Genomic DNA, 18,546 nt, shown 5'->3' on the forward strand with positions numbered 1-18,546 from the left:
AAGCCCTCACCCCCTGTCTTCAAATATCAAACCGCATTCTCCCATGCGTTCTAAAATACGTTCTGTCATTAAATCATAACCGTTCCCATTCGGATGGAAAAAATCCGTATGATAAACTAGATTATCGTTTCCTTCAAACAAATCCTGGACCGGAACAAAACAAGCTTGCGGGTCTTCCGCCAATGCCTCTTCCATGACTCCATTATAGGCCGCCATAATTTCATCGAATTCCTGTATCTCATTGGTAATCAGCGAGAAAGGATTATAAACGCCTATCATAATCAATGGAGCTTGAGGGTTCATTTCACGGATTGTAGAATATATATTCTGATATCTGTTCTCATATAACAGCAATTCTTCCCGGAAAGCTTCAAGATTTAGATTGAATAAATCCCGCTTCACGATTCTCATAATGTCATTTCCGCCGATCGTCATGACGATATAATCCGCTTCAGTAACAGGACCGGTCAATTCACCTTTTTGAAACATGGATAGCAGTTGATCGCTTCTGCGGCCGCGTTTTGCTGTATTCTCTACCGCAGCTCCGCGGACACCGGGCCATTCCCTGATTTCAGACGCAAGCCGGCCAACATAACCGCCCCTGTTCGCTTCATCACCGACACCTTGTGACAGTGAATCGCCAAGCGCAGTTATAACAAGTGCCTGCGGTACAAAGTTCGGCGGCACCTGGTACCCGGCAAAAACCGTCTGGACCCTTGGCGTCGCTTCGTCGTTTCCGAAAATAAAAGAGGAACTGCATCCCGCTAACAATACTATGGCAAATAAGACAATATACAGGATGCGTTTCACTTATTTCTCTCCTTTACCTTCCTAAAAATCTTTAACTGCCCCTGTCAATCGGTATAAAACATGAAGCCTATGGCTCCAATGCCGGTGTGAGTAGAAATAACCGGAGTTGTAAAATCAAAATCTATGTCTTTAAAACCGGATTCGATAATCTTTTCACGCAGTGGTTCAGCCATCGCTAACCCACCAGCATGAACCAGCCCTACACCTTTAACCGTTTTACCTTTTGTTCGCTCGATAAAATCCTCAAAAAGGTAATCAACCACTTTTTTGTGGCTCCGTGCTTTTGCAACAGGTGTATACTCACCATCATCCAGTGATGCTATCGGTTTAATCTTCAGGAATGAACCGACCATCGCACGTCCTTTTCCGATACGGCCGCCTTTCACCAGATTATCCAATGTGTCCACAACAACGAATAATTTTGTTTTCCTTCTAATGTCATCCACTTTGGCTACAATCTCTTCCATCGACTTTCCATCTTTAGCCATTTTAGCAGCTTCCAGAACCTGGAAGGAAAGTGCATAGGAAATATAGCGGGAATCAATCACTGTTACATCCGTATCGGTCAGTTCTGCTGCCGTGCGTGCAGACTCAACAGTCCCGCTCATGCCGCCAGTCATATGAATGGATAATACCTGATCGCCGTCTTTTCCAAGTTCATCATAAAGCTCCTTGAAAACACCGGGAGCAGGCTGGGAACTCTTCGGCAATTCATCGGATTTCTCCATCAGTCCCAGGAATGATTCCGGTTCAAGGTCAACTCGGTCCAAATAAGTTTTATCTCCTATTTGAATGGATAACGGCACCATATGCACGCCATACTCTTTTAATACTTCCGGACGAAGATCCGAGGTCGAATCCGTCACTATGTGAATCCTTGACATGACATCACTTCCTTCTTCTTATATACCTTATTTCCTATTCTAAAAACATAAGGGAACCATAGCAAATGATATGGCTGACTATAAAGTCCAACAGGATTATCAGGCTGAACTACTTTTGTTGATTGTCCGTATTCTTAAATGCCAATTCAATTTTTTCTTTAACGAATTGAATAGCTTCTTTGGAAGGCATGGATTTAAATGTTTCAGGCGCAATCGGCTCAAGGATCTGTAAACTTACCTTAGCCGGCTTGATCTTATTGTCATTTTTCTCCATGATATCGGCTGTCCCCTGAATGGCCAGCGGTAAAATCGGTACTCCCGCATCGGATGCAATACGGATGAAACCGGCTTTGAAATCACCAAGGCCATTGCCTTTGCTTCGTGTGCCTTCCGGGAAAATTAATATCGAATGGCCTTCTTTTAACTTTTCAGCTGTGTCGGAAATCGATTTCAACGCACTTCTTCGGTCAGTTCGATCGATGAATACACAATTCATATCTTCCATATAAATCGGAATCACCGGCAGCTTTTTTACTTCTTTCTTTGAAATGAAACCAAAAGGCTTTGGTATGCTGGAAAGAATGACCGGTATATCAAAATTGCCTTCATGGTTGCTCACAATGAGAACAGGTCCTTCCGGCAATAGCTCCAGTCCGGTTACTGAAACCTCACTTTTAGTGCGTTTCATGATGCCTGACGCCCATTTACTCGGTTCCGTGTGAATAAGCGCATCATATTCCTCAATTGTTAAATGAGGCTTTTTCTTTTGAAAACTCTTCAGCTTCACCGCTGCAACCGGCAAATAACCGAACAGAAAAGAAAAAGTTTTGATCGAATTAAGCATGGTTTGATCCTCCGCTTTTGCGGTCAAATATCAAATAGCTGAAGGAAACTCCACCTGATTCAAGACGTTCCGACTCTGAAGCAAGATGCCATCCTTCACCGTATTCCGGAAAATACGTATCTCCTTCGAATTCATCGTGTACAAGCGTTATATAGAGTCGATCAGCATTGGGAAGGACACTTCTGAAAATCTGTTCTCCGCCAATCACCATAACTTCCGGATGGACTTCTTCTGCAAGTTTTACAGCATCATCGATGGAATGGACGACCTCGACTCCTTCAATCTCCAAGTTTTCCTGTCGGCTGACTACAATATTACGCCGTTTCGGCAATGGCCTGCCGATTGATTCGTACGTATTGCGCCCCATTACAATGCCTTTATTCAACGTATGTTTTTTGAAATAAGCAAGATCTTCCGGTATGTGCCACGGCAATTGATTGTCCCGTCCTATGATGCGATTGGGATCATGTGCAACCATCAATGAAATCATCTATTTTTCCTCCTAAACAGCTACAGGTGCTGAAATCCTCGGATGCGGATCATAACCTTCTATGCTGATATCGTTCATTGTCAGATCAAAAATCGATTCGACATCTTCGTTGACTTTTAATGTCGGCAGCTCTTTCGGCGTACGGCTTAGCTGTTCTTTTACTTGGTCCATATGATTCAGGTAAAGATGTGTATCTCCAGTTGTATGGACAAAATCACCGACATCCAGACCGCATTCTCTTGCAATCAGATGCGTTAACAAGGCATAGGAAGCAATATTGAACGGAACCCCCAGGAATACATCAGCGCTTCGCTGGTAAAGCTGGCAGGATAATTTCCCGTCAGCCACATAAAATTGGAACATTGTGTGGCAAGGTGGCAAAGCCATATCCTCAACAAATTCCGGATTCCAAGCTGTCACCAGATGACGCCTTGAATCCGGATTTTTTTTAATGGCTTCAATCACATTTTTCAATTGATCGATCGTTTCTCCGGTGGTCGCCTGCCATGAACGCCATTGTTTGCCATATACAGGACCCAGATCACCATATTTTTCTGCAAAAGCGTCATCTTCCAGGATGTTTTTCTGGAAAATAGCCATTTGTTCCTTATAAAGAACCGCAAATTCTTCATCTTTTTGTGCACGGCGGCCGAAATCGGTCATATCCGGACCGTCATATTCTTTACTTGAAACCCATTGGCCAAAAGCCCATTCGTCCCAGATATGATTATTGTCTGCGATCAATGATTTTACGTTTGTATCCCCTTTGATAAACCAAAGAAGCTCTGACACAATGAGGCGGAACGCGGTTTTTTTCGTCGTCATCAACGGAAAACCCTTTTTCAGGTCGTAGCGCATCTGATAACCGAAAACACTTAATGTTCCTGTACCTGTGCGGTCTTCTTTTTTTGTTCCGTTCTCTAATATATGTTCACATAAATCTAAATATTGTTTCATTCCATTCGCCTCCATTATATGCTTTATCATAACAAAAAAACCGTTATAAATATAACGGTTTTAACAGCTTGTCGAGAAAGAGAGTAGAAAACCGATATTGCGCAAAACAGCTTCGCTTTCCAAAACCCGTGCTCCTGCATCGCTGCGCTAGCTTCGTCGCAAAGCGCCGGCCGAAATAAATTCGGCCACACTTGGCTTGCGCTGAGCTAACTCGGACTCGTTGCACTTCGCCCGAGTGGATCTCAGCACTTCGCTCGAAACACAGTTGGAAAGCCAACTGTGTTTCTGTTCCCCTGGGAGTCTTCGCTGTTTTGCTCCATATCTTAGGTCACTTTTTATAGTAGATATTCTTTTGAATTTATTTCAAATAAAGAAAAAGAGTCTTCATATTTATACTAAAACAAAATGAAGTGCTAGACGGTGAAAGGCAAAGATGTGCTCCTGCAACGCACTTTCATATCTCGAAGCTAGCTCAGCGATGCAGAGACAGGAGAATCGGTTTTCGAAGCGACCGAGAAGGCTCAGGCCCGCTCCCCGCGTAAAGCATCCATCTAGAACGTAATGATTATCGAAGTTGACTAGTTCTCTACAATCTAAAAAACCGTTATAAATATAACGGTTTTACGACAGCCACTTTGGCGGAGTATTTTTGGACCAGTAAATATCGCCCAATGTGATATGCTGCTGGAAATCATCTTCCTCCAAATGGTAATGGAAGTTGAAGTAATAACCGTCCTGCGGTTTCTTCTCTGTACGTACGTGGAAACGGATTTTATCCTTATTGGTTTCGGTGTCGTAGATATGAAAAATCTTTTCGGAATGCTCACCGGAAGGCTTTTGAGAAATCGCCAGCCTGCGCAAGCTATCTGAATCTACTTGGGCAAGATGCAGATCGATCGCCTGCTGGATGTTCGGCAAAATGGCCGTCTTGAATTCATCCCCGATAACAGGACCAATACGCGAACCGAATTTCATGTAGGCTTGCTCTTCGGCGGTCTGATGCACTGTATCAAGTATGGTCGGATTATTGTAATAGAATTCAGATGGGTCCAGCCAATCGTATGTAGTTTGAGTATTCGGACTTTTTTCCGCATGGGTTTTGAGTTCCGGCTTGTCTTCCAGCAATGATTCCCAAATCGTATGGTTAGGAGGAATCATACCGAGGCTCAGGACAGCTACTGCAATCACCAGCGATTTTTGCCACCAATTTTTCATCTCAATCACCTTCAATTTCGAACAATTTGTAAACAACTTTGTTTAATTATACGAATTATAATGGTAAAGGTTTCATCTTCTTGAAATTCATTGTACAATAAAATCAGCAAATACGCGCTGTTTTTTTTTGAAAAAGGAGGAATTTTTCATGGATGCATCGATCCTTATCGGCCTGGGTCTCCTGCTTATGCTCGGGTACTTGACTTCATTAAGCTTCACTGACTAATAATTTTACAGCTAAAAGCCCTTCCTGCTTCGGGAAGGGCTTTTAGCGTTTCATTTTATTTTGATTACTCCATAATGGAATTTCGTGTTCGGACGGACACGCCGTTCAAATCCGAACCGTTCAAAATCCTGCGAACGGAAATGCGCCTTCAATACAACTGCTTTTTTGGCGACTCTTTTTGCTTCTTCCATCCATTCATCCGTCAGCTGACCCATATTGGCACTAGAACGTACGGGAGTGAAATTGGATGCTTCTTTGATTTCTTCGGTAAACATCGGATCCATGTAAATAATATCGAAGACACCGTTGTCCAGTGTTTTCAAATAATCGATTGCGTCCAAACTTACGACGCGAACCCTTCTCATCGCTTCTGTCAGATGCGGCATCGCATCATAGCGGGACAGCCCCTTTTTAAGAATATAGGCTATATTCGGGTTGCTCTCACAGCCCACGACGTTTCCATCAGAACCTATATATTGCGACACTGTGATTGCATCCGAAGCCATACCAAGGGTGCAATCAAGGAAACTGTCGCTTCGTGCGAGACCCGAAACTTCTATAAGAGGATCCCTTTCCAATGGCCGCTTAGTGCGGAAAGCCGCTGAATTCGGGTGAAAAAAGAACGGCTCTGTTTTACCCATTGGATAAAACTCAAGCCGTTCTTTTGAAGCCACCAGGATATCCGATTGTTCGTCGGCATGTATTCTGTCTATCGAACGTTTATTGCGGACGATGAATTGGATATCCAGCTCCCCAGCAATCCTTTCAGCTTCTGCAATAGTGTCTGCAGTCGGCCGATATGCTGTCGTGACAATCGTTCCCATTATTCAGCGACCTGTTCCAAGGCCTGTTTCAGATTATCACGGATATGTTCAACCGAATGGTCTTCAATCTGTTCGCGCGGAATGAAATATGCAAGTTCCCCGTCTTTTAAAACTGCGATGGAAGGCGACGATGGCGGTACATCTTCAAAATAGCTTCTCATCTGTGCAGTCGCTTCTTTTTCCTGCCCCGCAAACACCGTCACTAGATGATCCGGTTTTGCTTCCGTGCTGTTAAGTGCTTCGATGACCCCTGGACGTGCAAGCCCTGCTGCACAGCCGCATACCGAGTTGATTACGGCCAGTGTTGTGCCTTTTGCTTCGCTGATATGTTCATTTACATCTTCCGGCGTCAGCAATTCCTTAAAGCCATGGTCAGTCAATTCTTTGCGCATCGGTGTTACGATGCCTTTCATATATTCATCATATGCATTCATTCCACTTACCACCTTTTTATATACTCGCTTCCTTTTACCGAAGCTCTTAATTCCATTCTAACGGAATCTTAAGGTGTTTTCATGCATTACAGGTTATTAATATTTCGGATACTCGTTATTGATGAAATTGAGGAGCTGTTCAAACTGCTCAGCTTCATACCATTCATATGGCACTTGCTGATCTACGTTTCCGTCTTCCTTGATCTTCAGACTGGTGGCTGATAACTGCGCGATTCGCGTGTCATCAACATCGTCCCCTTTATCTGCAATCGCATATTCGCTGAAACGTTCGCGAGTTTTATCAAATAATTCGTCTCTTGCCACTTCGTTTTTAAATTCCCACGACTCATATTTTCCCTGGCTGATTATTTCAATTGAAAAAATATTACCCTCCATGTAAATGCCCTCCTTCAAGTTTTAACAAAAAATAGCTGTTTCAGAAGGTAATACCTCTTTCCAGATGCATGGAAACATTAGATATTCAATTAAGTTGGAGCTATGACAATAAAAAATAACCAGGGGCTGTGATAGCCACTGGTTATTTTCAAATTTAAACTGCTTTTATTTCTGCTCTTTCATCGCCTGGCGGGCTTCGGTCATTTGTTTCCAAACAGAACCTTCCGCTTCTTCGCCTTGCTCAATCCGTGCAATCGCCATTTTTATCTGCAGCTTAACCTCAAATTCCGGATCGTCAGCAGCTTCCTTCAGTGCAGGTAGCGCCGCTTCTGTTCCAGTTTCGTAAAGGAACATAGCCGCACGCCAGCGGACCAGCTTGTTTTTATCTTTTAATGTCTCGATCATGATGGGTTCGAATTCTTCAAAGCCCAGATCGCTGATCGTATCGCCGGCTGTTCTGCGGACTGCCCAGCTTTTATCTTTCATAGCCCGTTCAATATACGGCACAACTGCCTTGTCATCAATATCGCCGAGATAGATTGCAGCCTGTCGGCGGATTGACATTTTTTCATCATCAAGCGCCTTATCCAGCAGCGGCAAATCCTCAAGGTCCGCTTCAATCATCTGGTCGAGCAATTGGAAACGCGTTTCCCATTCGGGAACATCAAATTCTTCCGCCGTCACTTTTCTTCCGCGCGAAACGGCTTCCTGCTTCTCAGCATCTTTTGGCTGTGTTAAAGCATCCAGCCGCTCCTGTGGATAAGCCGCTTCGATTTCTTCTACAACACTTTTGCCTATTTCATCTTTTTCTCCGTAACGGACACCGTAATCCGCCCATTTGCGCTGCATCAGGTAATTTTCTTCTGTAGGGTCCATGACAATGCTCATCGCCGTTACAAAGCGCTCAGGCATGCCAAAACGTTCTTCTGAGGCATTATCAAAAACTTTAACTTGCAGCGGTATACCTTTGAACTCCTGAACATGTACATATACTTCCCCGTAATGCTCATCAATCTCAAGTTCCTGCTCGGTGTTGCCGCTGCCTTCGCCAAGTGCTTTGCGGACATCTGCCAGTATGTTTTCCCAGCCGAATTTGGCGATGCGCTCCACTGCGAGGAAATCCGCTACATGGTATACGCCTTTTACCCCGTCAATTGCCAGGATATTCTGGATTTCAGTTGGTGCCTCTTCGAGATTGTCCTGGTTGTAATTATGGCTTTTCCCAAATGGCAGTTCCTGATCTATGATCACTTTCATCGTATTCGGGCTTGGTGTAGGCTCAATTGTTTTGATCTTCACAAAAATCCCTCCTGCAAGTTTTATTTATCCTTCGGCCAAATCCTGGAGATACGTCCAGCGTTCCAGCTTGGTGTCATATTGCTTAGTCAATTCATCAATTTCAGCTGTCAGTTTCCGCAGTTTATCGTAATCCGCTCCTGCTTCAGCCATTTCTTTTTCACGCTCTTCTATTTTTGATTCCAATGAAGAAATGTCTTCCAGAATCGTGCTGTATTCCTGCTGTTCTTTATACGTCATTTTCTTTTTCGGTTCATTTTTCGGTTTTTCCGGTGTCAGTGCAGCTACCGGTATTTTATTGTCTTCCGTCACCGGGCTTTGCTTTTCTTTGATGAATTCTGTATAAAGGCCTTGATATTCTTCAATTTTACCTGTTCCGGTTGTCCATAATTTATGGGCGATCCGATCCAGGAAGAAGCGATCATGCGAAATCGTCAGCACGACACCCGGGAATTTTTCAAGGAAATCTTCGAGAACACCAAGTGTCTGGATATCGAGGTCATTTGTCGGCTCATCGAGAAGCAGGATATTTGGCTGCTCCATCAATAATTTCAAAAGATACAAACGCTTACGCTCACCACCTGACAGCTTGCCAATCTGAGTGCCGTGTCCGTTTGATGGGAAAAGGAATCGTTCGAGCATCTGTGTAGCAGACAAACGGACACCTTTTTCAGCTTCATAATCGTTGGAAATTTCCTGAATGTATTCTATCATCCGCTGAGATTCATTCATCTCGGGAAGATGCTGTGTGAAATGGGCAATCTTGACCGTGCTGCCATATTCAAGTTTACCTTGGGTAGGTTCATATTCGCCTGCAATAATTTTCATGAGCGTGGATTTCCCTGCTCCGTTGGGGCCTACGATACCGATTCGGTCGCCGCCCTGCAGCAGGAAGTCAAAACCGCTGAACACCTGTTTATCCCCGAATGCCATACCCACATTTTCGCCTTCAATGATTTTCTTTCCAAGACGCTGGCTTTGCATCGACAATTCAAGAGATGTGTGGTCGTTTTCTTTCTGCACATTTTCTTTTATTTCATCGAAGCGCTGTATACGCGCTTTTTGTTTGGTTGAACGTGCTTTGGCTCCGCGCCGGATCCATTTCAATTCCGAGCGGAAGCGGTTTTCAAGCTTCTGTTGGGAAGCTGCAGCCATTTCTTCGCGCACCGCCCTGTTTTCCAAGTAATCGCCATAGTTCCCTTTATGTGTATACATAGTCTGATCGGCAATTTCAAAAATGTGCGTCGAAACAGCATCCAGGAAGTACCGGTCATGCGTCACAAAGAGCATTGCCGAGTTCATGCGCAGCAATGTTTCCTGCAGCCACTCAGTAGAAATGGCATCCAGATGGTTAGTCGGCTCATCCAAAAGTATCAAATCGCAGGGTTCTATCAATGCTTTTGCAAGCGCCACACGCTTTCGCTGGCCTCCGGACAATTCACCAATCGGCCGGTCGAACATATCGATGCCCAGTTTAGTAAGCGCAGTTTTTGCCAATGCATTGATATCCCAGGCATTTTCACGTTCCATGCCTTCCTGGATTTTCATCAGCTCTTCCTGAAGTTCCGTCGAGCTCGAATCCGTCATCATATTTGTCAGTGCCTGTTCGTAAGATCTGTTCAATTGAAGGATCGGTGACTCACCGGAGAACACTGTTTCAAGTACTGTCAGTGATTCATCGAATTCCGGGTCTTGCTTTAAATACGTGATTTCATATTTTTTCGGATGATCCATTGAAATCGAATCCGCATCCATTTCGCCTGCCAAAATCGACATTAGCGTCGACTTGCCTGTTCCGTTGACTCCGATTAATCCGGCACGGTCGCCTGGATATAATGAAAACTCAATATCTTTGAATAAAGTTTTAGCTCCGACCGTTTTGGTCAGTTTTGTAATATTTAAGTGGCTCATGCATTACCATCCGTTTCTTTTTTAAGTTGCTCTAAAAAGGATAGCATAAATTGATGGCGTTCATCAGCTATTTGCTTCCCAGTGCCAGTTGTCATCGTGTATTTCAATAGAAGCAGTTTCTCATAGAAATGTGTGGTGCTGCTGGTCGGCTTGTTCCTGTACTCTTCTTCGGTCATTTCACTTCTCGGCTTTTCATCCCAGTCGTAAAGCTTTCTGCTTTTTGCGCCACCGTAGGCAAATGTCCGCGCTATCCCTATTGCACCGATGGCATCCAGCCGGTCAGCATCCTGAACGATCATTGCTTCCGGGCTGGAGGGCCGTTCGCCATTGCCGCCTTTGAATGAAACCTGGTGGATAATCTGCTTGATTTGGCTGGCTTGCGCATGGGGCAATCCCAGAGACCCCAGAATTTCCGATTCAGGGTCAGAATCACCTTTTTTGTATTTCGGATCAGAAACATCGTGAAGAAGTACAGCCAGTTCCACTATGAAAGGGTCAGCCTCCTCCGTTTCCATAATCCGCTTTGCGTTGTCCAATACCCTTTCGATATGCTGCCAGTCGTGGCTGGCATCGAAAGTGTCATAAATCCCCTTAACCTTGGCTCTGCATTTTTCCAAAATATTTTCTGCCATACTTCCGCTCCCCGGCTATTCATTAATTTATTGAGTTTTTACTCTTAAACAGTCGATGTCAATATCATTCCCGAAGCGTCCTTTAAATGCCGTTCCATCTGCTCAGCGAATGCAACAGATAATTTTTTCTTTATTTTAATGGAAAATTGACGGTTTTACGGGCTTCGTGTATAGTATAATCCATCCATTACTGCTATGTTAATGGTACCACGAAAGTACTCAATACCAAGGGGGAACGTGCATGCACCAGGGAATCGTAAAATGGTTTAACACGGAAAAAGGCTATGGTTTTATTGAGTATAACGATGGCGATGATGTATTCGTCCACTTTACCGGCATTAAAGGCGATGGTTTTCGCACATTGCAGGAAGGCAAACCCGTCTCGTTCGAGATAATTGATGGAAATCGTGGTCCGCAAGCCGCAAATGTAATACAGCTGGATTCAGAGTAAAATCAAAATTTTTGTAACCATACAAAAAGCAGAAACGGGATTTACCGTTTCTGCTTTTTTTGTTCAGCACTTTTTTCTTGTTTAAAGCCAAGTATATGTTTTGCCCCAACTTTCTCTGGACAATTGTTCAATTTCCTCGACATCTGCATCTTCCACCATATAAGTATCTCCCTGTTCATACGGGTTATAGTGGAAAGCATACATCCGTGCTGTGAATTGTTTGAATGGCAAAGAACTTTCGCCTTCCAGTTCACCGTTGCCCTGGACACTTGTCTCTATTCCCTGTCCCCAATTCTGGCCGCTGTCATTGTTCGGGTTATAGAAGTATACACGATGCTCTCCGTGAGGGTCTTCATCAATCCGCTGAATCGAGACTGCATGGAGGCCCAGCAGGTTGCCGTGCACATTTGTGATATAAATTCCGACAGGATTCGGGTAAATCATTTCATAGCCTTCATTGTATTCGGGGTGATGCGTTGCATAAAATAATCGGACAAACGCTTCGTAATCGGTAACGAAACCGGTAAGCGGATCGATGATGTTGACGAAACCTCTTTGGATCCATTCCCCGTAAAATTCAGGGTTTACCCATTTATGTCCGTCTTCACCCCGAAGTACTGTCTTTTTCATCATTTCATTATAGATTTTATCGAGATGCGGCACCAGCACACTAGAAACCGGATCCAATTCATGATGGATTTCTTCCGCTACACCGCCCTCAATTGCATTCGAATGGACCGGTGTGCCTTCAAACGTCATATCAATATCATTTTCCCGGACTGCCCGAGCGATATATTCAAGCAATTGCCCAATTCCGTGCTGTGCCCATAATGAGATGGCACGGGCAGATTGGCAGGTGGGATTTAGTCCCTGTCCAATTCCAAGAGGCTGGCCAAGAACATTGATGACGCCTCCCACTAACACTCCATTTGGTGTAATTCCCGCTTTGCGGTATTCGCTCTTCATGATCATTTTCCGTACATCTTGATGAAAGTCAATTTCAAAAAGCCGTCTAAGTGCAGGTAAAACTGGATCCTGCGCCAGAACGCCTCTGTCCAGCATTCTTGTTAAACCATAGATCACTTTGGAAGTAGCCGGATGGACAGCGATTTGGATCATGTCGCGGATTAATTCGGGATTGGCGTTATAACTCGCTGTACCCATTTCAGTCAGGCCAAGCGATTCCGGAACCAGATCCGGATACCTGCGGTTTAAATGGCGGACAAGAATTGCGTGGGCAGGAGCAACAAGACCAGTGGCTTCCATTGACTCGCGGAAAATTTGCGCTTCAGCCAGCACAGCCTGTTCATCCAATTGCGTCAACTTCTTCTGGTATTCCTTCAAATTCTGAGATTCATCAGTCAAAGGAGTTGGCGAAGAAACAGCTTTTTGGAAAGACAGCAATTTGTTTTTCGTTTCTTCCTCGATGTTTTCATCAATCATTTGAACTGCAGTTTCTATCATTTTTATAATCCGTTCCACCATGATTGGACGCTGCACTGTCAGCCGCTCAATTTCCTCCACCAATTTATCTGCCACTGCTTTATAGGAAAGCTTGCTGCCAAGAAAACGGAAGAGCCGCTCGCCCCGCTCTATATGCTCTCCTCCAGCCACCCTGGCCTCTTCTGTTTCCGGCGGGAACAGGAAGTCCAAGTTCAGTGCCAGCACTTCATTCAGAAAAGCCGAAGCTTCTTCCGGGGGCACTCCTTCATGTTCGTAATTTCCTTCTATAATAGAAAGCATACGCAATTCGCTCATCAGTTCTACCACCGAATTGACGCCTTTGATCTTTAAGGATCCTCCGACAAATGGCGCTTCCAGGCTGGTGGCATCGGACCACGGGCCGCCATGGAATACGCCTGCTTTATCAAATTGCGGAGCAAATTCATAAAGCGTCTCGATGCCTTCATCAGTTGAAGCCAGTTCCTGCGCTATTTGAAATACTTCTGTCTGGTACATGCTTTTCGCAAATGGCTTTGCCTCTTCCAGTGATTTCAATGCTTTTTGAAACCTGTCTTTTACAGCTGACTCAGTTGTCATTTATATTCCCCCAGTTGATTAATTATAGAAATCATAGTTCTCGTATTGCTCCAGCAATTCTTTCATACGGTCACTGTCTTCCCCGAAGAAGAATATAGTGCCGTAATGATTGCCGAAACCAACCCGTTCAGCAACTTTTGATGTCACCGGAATGAATAAATCGTGTTTATCGAAATACGGATCATTTTTCAACTCTTCAGGAACATCCAATTTTTCGACAAGGCGGACACGTGGATAAACCATTAAGCTTCCAGCATATCCTTTGGCTGACGTGACTTCTTCCGGGAAAAATTCATCCAGTTCTTCTTCTGTCGTATCCGGATCGCTGCAAAGAATCTGGGCCTGAAATGCATTAAAGCCATATGCTTTTTCTATCAAATCAAATATATGTCCCCCTGGCACACGCGCAGCAACTTCCCCGAAATTGATCGTTCCATCATGTGAGATGAAATATTCAGGATGAATTACGCCATATTTAATTTCAAATGAATCAACCAGCTTTTGAATTTGATTTTCAATTTGTGGCCGCCATTCTTCAAGAGTAGGAGATGCAGGAACAAAATTCGAGTGGCCGAGCTTAACATACTCGGTGATATTGAGGAATTTTATCTTTCCATTATGGATAAATGCTTCACATGAAAATTCCTGGCCGTCCAAATGGCTTTCCATCAGATAAGGGAATTCCGCTTCGCCCATCTTGTCAATATCCGCAGCATCACGGATCATCATATGCCCCACTGTTCCCGCTTTGTTCAACGGTTTGATATGAATCGGGTCGTTAAGGTCCCCATCAATCTTAATGAGAGCATCGTTTACCCGTTTTAAAAATCTGTGGATGTCGTCTTTTGAATGGGCTTCCTCGAATACACCGACGCGTATACCCGCCATTTGGGCTTTCCGTTTCATTAACCCTTTATCTCTTAGCAGCAGGGAGCGGTTAAAAGCCCGCGGATCATCAAACAACCTGGCATTCAATGCTCCTGCCCATTCTACGGTTTCTTCATAGATCGGCACGGCTACTTTCGTATCCATATCTCTAAGCCGTTCGTAAAGCTCATCAGATCCTTCATTGAGCCTGTCAAAGTCCCATGGAATAAAATTAATATCATTTTCATCGGCAAAACCTTGGAAATCAGGTGGACCGACTACAACAAATGGCCTGTTCAACTTATCCACCGCTTCGATTGCAGGCAGGCTCCAGCCCAGAATAGCGGTCAATTGTCCTTCATTGGTCGAGTCTTTCATCAATAAACACTCCCTTAGCAGAATTTAGTTCCTATATAAGCATATTATTTCCTTAATCGAAATTTTCAAACATTTTAAGCGACTAAGGGTTTAGTTTTTCGAAGATTATGGTAAGTAGAAATATAGATTTCTATTATTGCAATTCAAGAAATTATCAGCTTGCCTATATCGAAAGGAGATGGAAGCAATGGGACAATGGTACTTAAAGCTTAGAGAATATTTTCCAGCCAAAGAAATGAAGTCTGAAAATCACATGAAAATTTTGCTTCGCGAAAAAAAGAACTGCTATCAAGTTGAAGAAGGTCCCCATTACACTTTGGTTTATTTTGAGAAACCCGACTACCTTTTCATTGATTATATTCTGGTCAGCGACAAGTCACGCGGCACAGGGCTCGGCAGCAAATTAATCTCAAAAGTGAAGAAGAAAAATAAACTCATCATCCTGGAAGTTGATCCTGTTTCCTCCGATGACCCCGAATCATCAAAACGAGTCAGATTTTATCAAAAACAGAACTTCAAAAAAGCACCCTCCATCCATTACGAGCGCATCCATCCAATTACCGGTGAAAAGAATGTCATGGATATTTTCTATTGGTCAGAAAAACAACATTCCGATCAATGGCTGATGGAAAAGATGAAAGATGTTTATGAAGAAGTACATGCATTTAAAAACCATGAACTCTATAATATAAATCCGCAGCCTTCAAGCAAAGTCCTGCAGCTGAAGCAATACAACACCAGTAAAGCGGAATGAAAAAAACCTGAGCGAATAATCTTTTCGCTCAGGTTTTTTTCAATTTTTGCTGGAAGTTCCTGTTTTGTTCAATTCATTGCCTAAGAATTGCAGTTGTGTACCGATGGTGCAATTGCTGATGCAAAAGCGGTGGGCAGCGGTTTTGCCCTCGTCTTTACGGATTTGCGTCCTGACGAAACAACCTTCGCAGTACGTATTTAACATTTCATCTATTTCGTTGATTATCGTTAGTTTATTCACGCAGTCACCTCTTATATAATTGCCGTTTCATCATTTTACTACTTGTTTGTTTTTTATTCCAACAATAGTTATACTGTCAAAGGATATTTTTATTATCCAAGCGGTTCGTGAACTCCCGCTTTACCAAAACTAAGGAGGAAAAAGATTTGTTCAATGAATTACTGGGCCTTGGTTTTGTCGTGGCCAATTTTGCTATGCTTTTAATTATGTATAAATTTTTTGGTAAAACCGGGTTGTTTGCCTGGGTTGCCATATCGACAATTTTAGCAAATATTCAGGTGACCAAAACGATTGAAATCATCGGATTGACCGCAACCCTTGGAAACAGCCTATATGCTTCCACATTTCTTGCGACCGATATCCTTAATGAGAAGTACGGCAAGAAAGAAGCAAAAAAAGCGGTGTGGCTTGGATTTTCCGCTTTACTGATCATGGTCATTGCGATGCAATTCGGTCTCCAGTTCATCCCTGGAGAAAGCGATTTCGCCCACGGCTCACTTGAAACCATTTTCGGACTGGTTCCGCAGATTGCAATTGCCAGTATGATTGCTTATTTGGCCAGCCAGCATCTCGATGTGCTGATATTTTCTGCACTTCGAAAACTGTTTCCGAAAGACAGTCAATTTTGGATACGGAATAACGGCTCCACCTTATTAAGCCAATTGCTCGATACGCTGATTTTCACCAGCATCGCCTTCTATGGCGTATTTCCATTCGATGTATGGGTTCAAATCTTCATTTCCACATACGTGTTGAAATTTATCGTTTCCCTACTTGATACCCCATTCGGCTATATTGCGAAAATAATCACACCAAATGACGAAAAGCAGGTGTAATAGATGCTTGAAGTTTTTATCGATGCAGCTACAGCAGGATCTCCCAAAGTCAGTGCCGTTGGAGTATTTATCCGCGGCGAAGGCCACTTGATCAAGCACAAAGAGTTTGTCGGTGAAATGGACAATCATGTCGCAGAATTCACGGCTCTTTTAAAAGGCCTTGAACTTGCTGCGGATTTAACTTCAGAGATGGTTTCCATAAAATCCGATTCAAAAGTGGTGGTCGATGCATTTGAAAAAGAGTTCATCAAGAACCCTCTATATAAACCGCTCCTTGAAGAGGCACTGGCCCGCTCCAAACCTTTTTCATATTGCTTCATCAAATGGATCCCTGATTCCCAGAACCGGGCTGCCCATGATTTAGCCGGAACTGCTTTGCGTGCGAACAGAAAATAAAGCATGCAATTCAATATCTTTAAGCAATCATTCCCCAAGCAATGGCTGTTTCTGATAAGATAAAGAGAGTATGAGCTATTGGAGGAATATCATGAGAACAAAATTGGGGACTGCACTTGATATATTCATATTGGTCATCGGACCATGGATTATCTACACTCGTATTATTGAAATAATGGAAACAGGACCAGCTGTTTATCCTATCATTTCGATTGTCATCGTAACGCTTGCCGTTATTTTTGCCATCTATAATTTATATCTGCTGTTCAGTGGCAAACAGCAGGACAATTCAAGAAAGTAGTCCGGAAAGGTGATTTTGTGAATTCTGTACTTTTTTATATAATTCCGCTTATCATTTATGCTATCGTCAATAATACAGTCGACAACCTTTATTGGCCGCATTTTTTACTGCTGCTGGCATCGTTCGTCGTCTTTCAGCTGGCGCGCGTAAGGTATCCAAAAGATAAAATTCCCACTACTGCCAAGGTCGCACAAGGTGCTTTTTATATCTTGACCGTGGCTTTCATCTTCCGCGATCAATTTCTGGAACCATTGCTGATCAACGTGTTCCTTGGGATTACGATTGGTCTCGTCATCATCGAAATAATGCAGGGCAAAAAACAGGTTTCCAAGTGAAGCCTGTTTTTTTTTTGAGAAATAAATGCAAGAAAATCGATATTCCGCAAAACAGCTTCGAAGACATTAGCCGACGTTTGCGAGGCTAAGTCTTTGCGACGAAGCAGCAAAGCGATGCAATGTTTTTTCATGTCCCAAAGCTAACTCAGCGATGCAGGGACAGGAGCACGGTTTATACTCCTAGCTAAATTAGTATACCGATTGAAAAAATGAAATTAAACCAGCAAAAAAGCGCGGAGGTTTTCTCCGCGCTTTTTTTGAGGCGACTTTGCCAACACTCAATTATGCTTCTTCTTCATCAGTCTTCCTGTATTGCTGGATTAGAAAAAAGATGCCAAAAGCTCCAGCCAGTACAGACGGCACGGATCCGGAGAACATATAGATCCATTGATCGGTAAACATGGAAATAATCATAAAAATCATTGGAAATCCGATTAATAAAAATAATGATACAAACAAGGTAATCTTCGACAAATTCCTCATATAGCACCTACTTTCCGGATTACAAGCAGCATTGCACTTACTTTATGAATTTCACCATTAATTCTTCATCAATGTATCTGTCCCCTGTTTTCATCGCATGAATTTCGGTTCCATATTTCTCAAAACCGTATCGCAGATAAAAATTCTTTGCCCTCAAATTATGGCTTGCCACCATCAAATCAAGCTGCTCGAGCCCTTCCCACGTTTCAGCATATTCCATCAATTTTTCCATAAGGTCATCGGCTGCTCCGGTGCCTCGGTAAGCTGGACTTACATAAACAGCAACGATGGAAGCCCTGTGATTCATCTTCGGCACAGTGTTTCGTGCCAGCGTCATGTTCCCAATCAGTTTGTCTGCATCGTACGCGCCAAAAGTTACGGAATGCTCCGAAGCCAACTGGGAACGGGTCTTTTCAATAGGTTTGTTTAAAGCATCTTCGTATAAAACTGCAAAAGCGTCCGGGGTGTCCAGCAAAGCTTCCAGCCTGAGAATATTGTATGCCTCTGCTTCATTGGGTGTGACGATTCTAATTTTCATAAACATTT

Annotated in this window: 23 protein-coding genes; 6 read left to right on the plus strand and 17 right to left on the minus strand. The window is 43.5% G+C overall.

Translation table 11 applies throughout. The features are described from left to right. Positions 1-6: 6 nt before the first annotated feature. The 12 genes from DP120_RS05300 to DP120_RS05355 all read right to left on the minus strand — a co-directional run bounded on the left by DP120_RS05300 (position 7) and on the right by DP120_RS05355 (position 10,919). A complete protein-coding gene (locus DP120_RS05300; protein WP_112222570.1) occupies positions 7-810 on the minus strand; it encodes a GDSL-type esterase/lipase family protein in 804 nt (267 codons plus the stop codon). Between the two features lie 44 nt (positions 811-854). Continuing rightward, positions 855-1,694, minus strand: a complete 840-nt coding sequence (locus tag DP120_RS05305) for a DegV family protein (protein ID WP_112222572.1) — start codon at positions 1,692-1,694, stop codon at positions 855-857. Between the two features lie 109 nt (positions 1,695-1,803). After that, complete coding sequence (locus tag DP120_RS05310; RefSeq protein ID WP_112222574.1) at positions 1,804-2,538, minus strand: lysophospholipid acyltransferase family protein; 735 nt, start codon at positions 2,536-2,538, stop codon at positions 1,804-1,806. Then, positions 2,531-3,028, minus strand: a complete 498-nt coding sequence (locus tag DP120_RS05315; RefSeq protein ID WP_112222576.1) for a dihydrofolate reductase — start codon at positions 3,026-3,028, stop codon at positions 2,531-2,533. The genes DP120_RS05310 and DP120_RS05315 overlap by 8 nt, the downstream gene beginning before the upstream one ends. A 12-nt stretch (positions 3,029-3,040) precedes the next feature. Beyond that, positions 3,041-3,985: a thymidylate synthase gene (locus tag DP120_RS05320; RefSeq protein WP_112222578.1), complete on the minus strand. Its 945-nt coding sequence runs from the start codon at positions 3,983-3,985 to the stop codon at positions 3,041-3,043. 621 nt (positions 3,986-4,606) lie between these two features. Next, the gene (locus DP120_RS05325; protein ID WP_112222580.1) at positions 4,607-5,200 is read right to left on the minus strand and encodes a YpjP family protein; all 594 of its coding nucleotides are present in this window, start codon (positions 5,198-5,200) and stop codon (positions 4,607-4,609) included. A gap of 276 nt (positions 5,201-5,476) precedes the next feature. Beyond that, entirely contained in the window at positions 5,477-6,250 is a 774-nt protein-coding gene (locus DP120_RS05330; protein WP_112222582.1) for a class I SAM-dependent methyltransferase, read from the minus strand. Further along, positions 6,250-6,684: a BrxA/BrxB family bacilliredoxin gene (locus tag DP120_RS05335; RefSeq protein ID WP_112222583.1), complete on the minus strand. Its 435-nt coding sequence runs from the start codon at positions 6,682-6,684 to the stop codon at positions 6,250-6,252. Before DP120_RS05335 ends, DP120_RS05330 begins: the two co-directional genes overlap by 1 nt. Positions 6,685-6,780: 96 nt before the next feature. After that, entirely contained in the window at positions 6,781-7,080 is a 300-nt protein-coding gene (locus DP120_RS05340) for a hypothetical protein (RefSeq protein WP_112222585.1), read from the minus strand. Positions 7,081-7,245: 165 nt separating this feature from the next. Then, positions 7,246-8,379 (minus strand): conserved virulence factor C family protein, encoded by a 1,134-nt coding sequence (locus tag DP120_RS05345; RefSeq protein WP_112222587.1) that lies wholly within the window; start codon positions 8,377-8,379, stop codon positions 7,246-7,248. A gap of 24 nt (positions 8,380-8,403) precedes the next feature. Then, the gene (locus DP120_RS05350; RefSeq protein ID WP_112222589.1) at positions 8,404-10,287 is read right to left on the minus strand and encodes an ABC-F family ATP-binding cassette domain-containing protein; all 1,884 of its coding nucleotides are present in this window, start codon (positions 10,285-10,287) and stop codon (positions 8,404-8,406) included. Further along, positions 10,284-10,919 (minus strand): HD domain-containing protein, encoded by a 636-nt coding sequence (locus tag DP120_RS05355; protein ID WP_112222591.1) that lies wholly within the window; start codon positions 10,917-10,919, stop codon positions 10,284-10,286. Before DP120_RS05355 ends, DP120_RS05350 begins: the two co-directional genes overlap by 4 nt. Before the next feature lie 241 nt (positions 10,920-11,160). Here DP120_RS05355 and DP120_RS05360 point away from each other — a divergent pair, with 241 nt between their 5' ends. Beyond that, a complete protein-coding gene (locus DP120_RS05360; RefSeq protein WP_112222593.1) occupies positions 11,161-11,370 on the plus strand; it encodes a cold shock domain-containing protein in 210 nt (69 codons plus the stop codon). Between the two features lie 81 nt (positions 11,371-11,451). Here DP120_RS05360 and DP120_RS05365 read toward each other — a convergent pair whose 3' ends face one another. Then, positions 11,452-13,410, minus strand: a complete 1,959-nt coding sequence (locus DP120_RS05365) for a hypothetical protein (protein ID WP_112222595.1) — start codon at positions 13,408-13,410, stop codon at positions 11,452-11,454. A gap of 18 nt (positions 13,411-13,428) precedes the next feature. Beyond that, on the minus strand, positions 13,429-14,655 hold the full coding sequence (locus tag DP120_RS05370) for an ATP-grasp domain-containing protein (protein ID WP_112222597.1): 1,227 nt from the start codon (positions 14,653-14,655) through the stop codon (positions 13,429-13,431). 187 nt (positions 14,656-14,842) lie between these two features. Here DP120_RS05370 and DP120_RS05375 point away from each other — a divergent pair, with 187 nt between their 5' ends. Beyond that, positions 14,843-15,409, plus strand: a complete 567-nt coding sequence (locus tag DP120_RS05375; protein WP_112222598.1) for a GNAT family N-acetyltransferase — start codon at positions 14,843-14,845, stop codon at positions 15,407-15,409. A gap of 39 nt (positions 15,410-15,448) precedes the next feature. Here DP120_RS05375 and DP120_RS05380 read toward each other — a convergent pair whose 3' ends face one another. Continuing rightward, positions 15,449-15,649: a zinc-finger domain-containing protein gene (locus DP120_RS05380; RefSeq protein ID WP_112222600.1), complete on the minus strand. Its 201-nt coding sequence runs from the start codon at positions 15,647-15,649 to the stop codon at positions 15,449-15,451. A 146-nt stretch (positions 15,650-15,795) separates the two neighbouring features. Between DP120_RS05380 and DP120_RS05385 the strand changes: the two genes are divergently transcribed. The 4 genes from DP120_RS05385 (at position 15,796) to DP120_RS05400 (ending at position 17,517) form a co-directional block, all read left to right on the plus strand. Beyond that, positions 15,796-16,485: a queuosine precursor transporter gene (locus tag DP120_RS05385; protein ID WP_112222602.1), complete on the plus strand. Its 690-nt coding sequence runs from the start codon at positions 15,796-15,798 to the stop codon at positions 16,483-16,485. Positions 16,486-16,488: 3 nt separating this feature from the next. After that, the gene (locus DP120_RS05390) at positions 16,489-16,881 is read left to right on the plus strand and encodes a ribonuclease HI family protein (RefSeq protein WP_112222604.1); all 393 of its coding nucleotides are present in this window, start codon (positions 16,489-16,491) and stop codon (positions 16,879-16,881) included. Positions 16,882-16,972: 91 nt separating this feature from the next. After that, positions 16,973-17,182: a hypothetical protein gene (locus tag DP120_RS05395; protein WP_112222606.1), complete on the plus strand. Its 210-nt coding sequence runs from the start codon at positions 16,973-16,975 to the stop codon at positions 17,180-17,182. Positions 17,183-17,199: 17 nt separating this feature from the next. Beyond that, entirely contained in the window at positions 17,200-17,517 is a 318-nt protein-coding gene (locus DP120_RS05400; protein WP_112222608.1) for a hypothetical protein, read from the plus strand. A gap of 282 nt (positions 17,518-17,799) precedes the next feature. Here DP120_RS05400 and DP120_RS05405 read toward each other — a convergent pair whose 3' ends face one another. Beyond that, positions 17,800-17,991, minus strand: coding sequence for a hypothetical protein (locus tag DP120_RS05405; protein ID WP_165843722.1), 192 nt, complete (start codon positions 17,989-17,991; stop codon positions 17,800-17,802). 46 nt (positions 17,992-18,037) lie between these two features. Then, positions 18,038-18,538: a GNAT family N-acetyltransferase gene (locus tag DP120_RS05410; RefSeq protein WP_112222611.1), complete on the minus strand. Its 501-nt coding sequence runs from the start codon at positions 18,536-18,538 to the stop codon at positions 18,038-18,040. Between the last annotated feature and the right edge of the window lie 8 nt (positions 18,539-18,546).

Source organism: Planococcus halotolerans, from assembly GCF_003289955.1.
In the GTDB taxonomy this organism is placed as follows: domain Bacteria; phylum Bacillota; class Bacilli; order Bacillales_A; family Planococcaceae; genus Planococcus; species Planococcus halotolerans.

Coding starts and splice junctions, on each gene's coding strand:
- DP120_RS05320 (WP_112222578.1), bottom strand. CDS start 3,985: ATGAAACAATATTTAGATTTATGTGAACATATATTAGAGAACGGAACA.
- DP120_RS05370 (WP_112222597.1), bottom strand. CDS start 14,655: ATGAAAGACTCGACCAATGAAGGACAATTGACCGCTATTCTGGGCTGG.
- DP120_RS05375 (WP_112222598.1), top strand. CDS start 14,843: ATGGGACAATGGTACTTAAAGCTTAGAGAATATTTTCCAGCCAAAGAA.
- DP120_RS05330 (WP_112222582.1), bottom strand. CDS start 6,250: ATGGGAACGATTGTCACGACAGCATATCGGCCGACTGCAGACACTATT.
- DP120_RS05305 (WP_112222572.1), bottom strand. CDS start 1,694: ATGTCAAGGATTCACATAGTGACGGATTCGACCTCGGATCTTCGTCCG.
- DP120_RS05355 (WP_112222591.1), bottom strand. CDS start 10,919: ATGGCAGAAAATATTTTGGAAAAATGCAGAGCCAAGGTTAAGGGGATT.
- DP120_RS05315 (WP_112222576.1), bottom strand. CDS start 3,028: ATGATTTCATTGATGGTTGCACATGATCCCAATCGCATCATAGGACGG.
- DP120_RS05360 (WP_112222593.1), top strand. CDS start 11,161: ATGCACCAGGGAATCGTAAAATGGTTTAACACGGAAAAAGGCTATGGT.
- DP120_RS05410 (WP_112222611.1), bottom strand. CDS start 18,538: ATGAAAATTAGAATCGTCACACCCAATGAAGCAGAGGCATACAATATT.
- DP120_RS05365 (WP_112222595.1), bottom strand. CDS start 13,410: ATGACAACTGAGTCAGCTGTAAAAGACAGGTTTCAAAAAGCATTGAAA.
- DP120_RS05310 (WP_112222574.1), bottom strand. CDS start 2,538: ATGCTTAATTCGATCAAAACTTTTTCTTTTCTGTTCGGTTATTTGCCG.
- DP120_RS05350 (WP_112222589.1), bottom strand. CDS start 10,287: ATGAGCCACTTAAATATTACAAAACTGACCAAAACGGTCGGAGCTAAA.
- DP120_RS05395 (WP_112222606.1), top strand. CDS start 16,973: ATGAGAACAAAATTGGGGACTGCACTTGATATATTCATATTGGTCATC.
- DP120_RS05390 (WP_112222604.1), top strand. CDS start 16,489: ATGCTTGAAGTTTTTATCGATGCAGCTACAGCAGGATCTCCCAAAGTC.
- DP120_RS05340 (WP_112222585.1), bottom strand. CDS start 7,080: ATGGAGGGTAATATTTTTTCAATTGAAATAATCAGCCAGGGAAAATAT.
- DP120_RS05325 (WP_112222580.1), bottom strand. CDS start 5,200: ATGAAAAATTGGTGGCAAAAATCGCTGGTGATTGCAGTAGCTGTCCTG.
- DP120_RS05335 (WP_112222583.1), bottom strand. CDS start 6,684: ATGAATGCATATGATGAATATATGAAAGGCATCGTAACACCGATGCGC.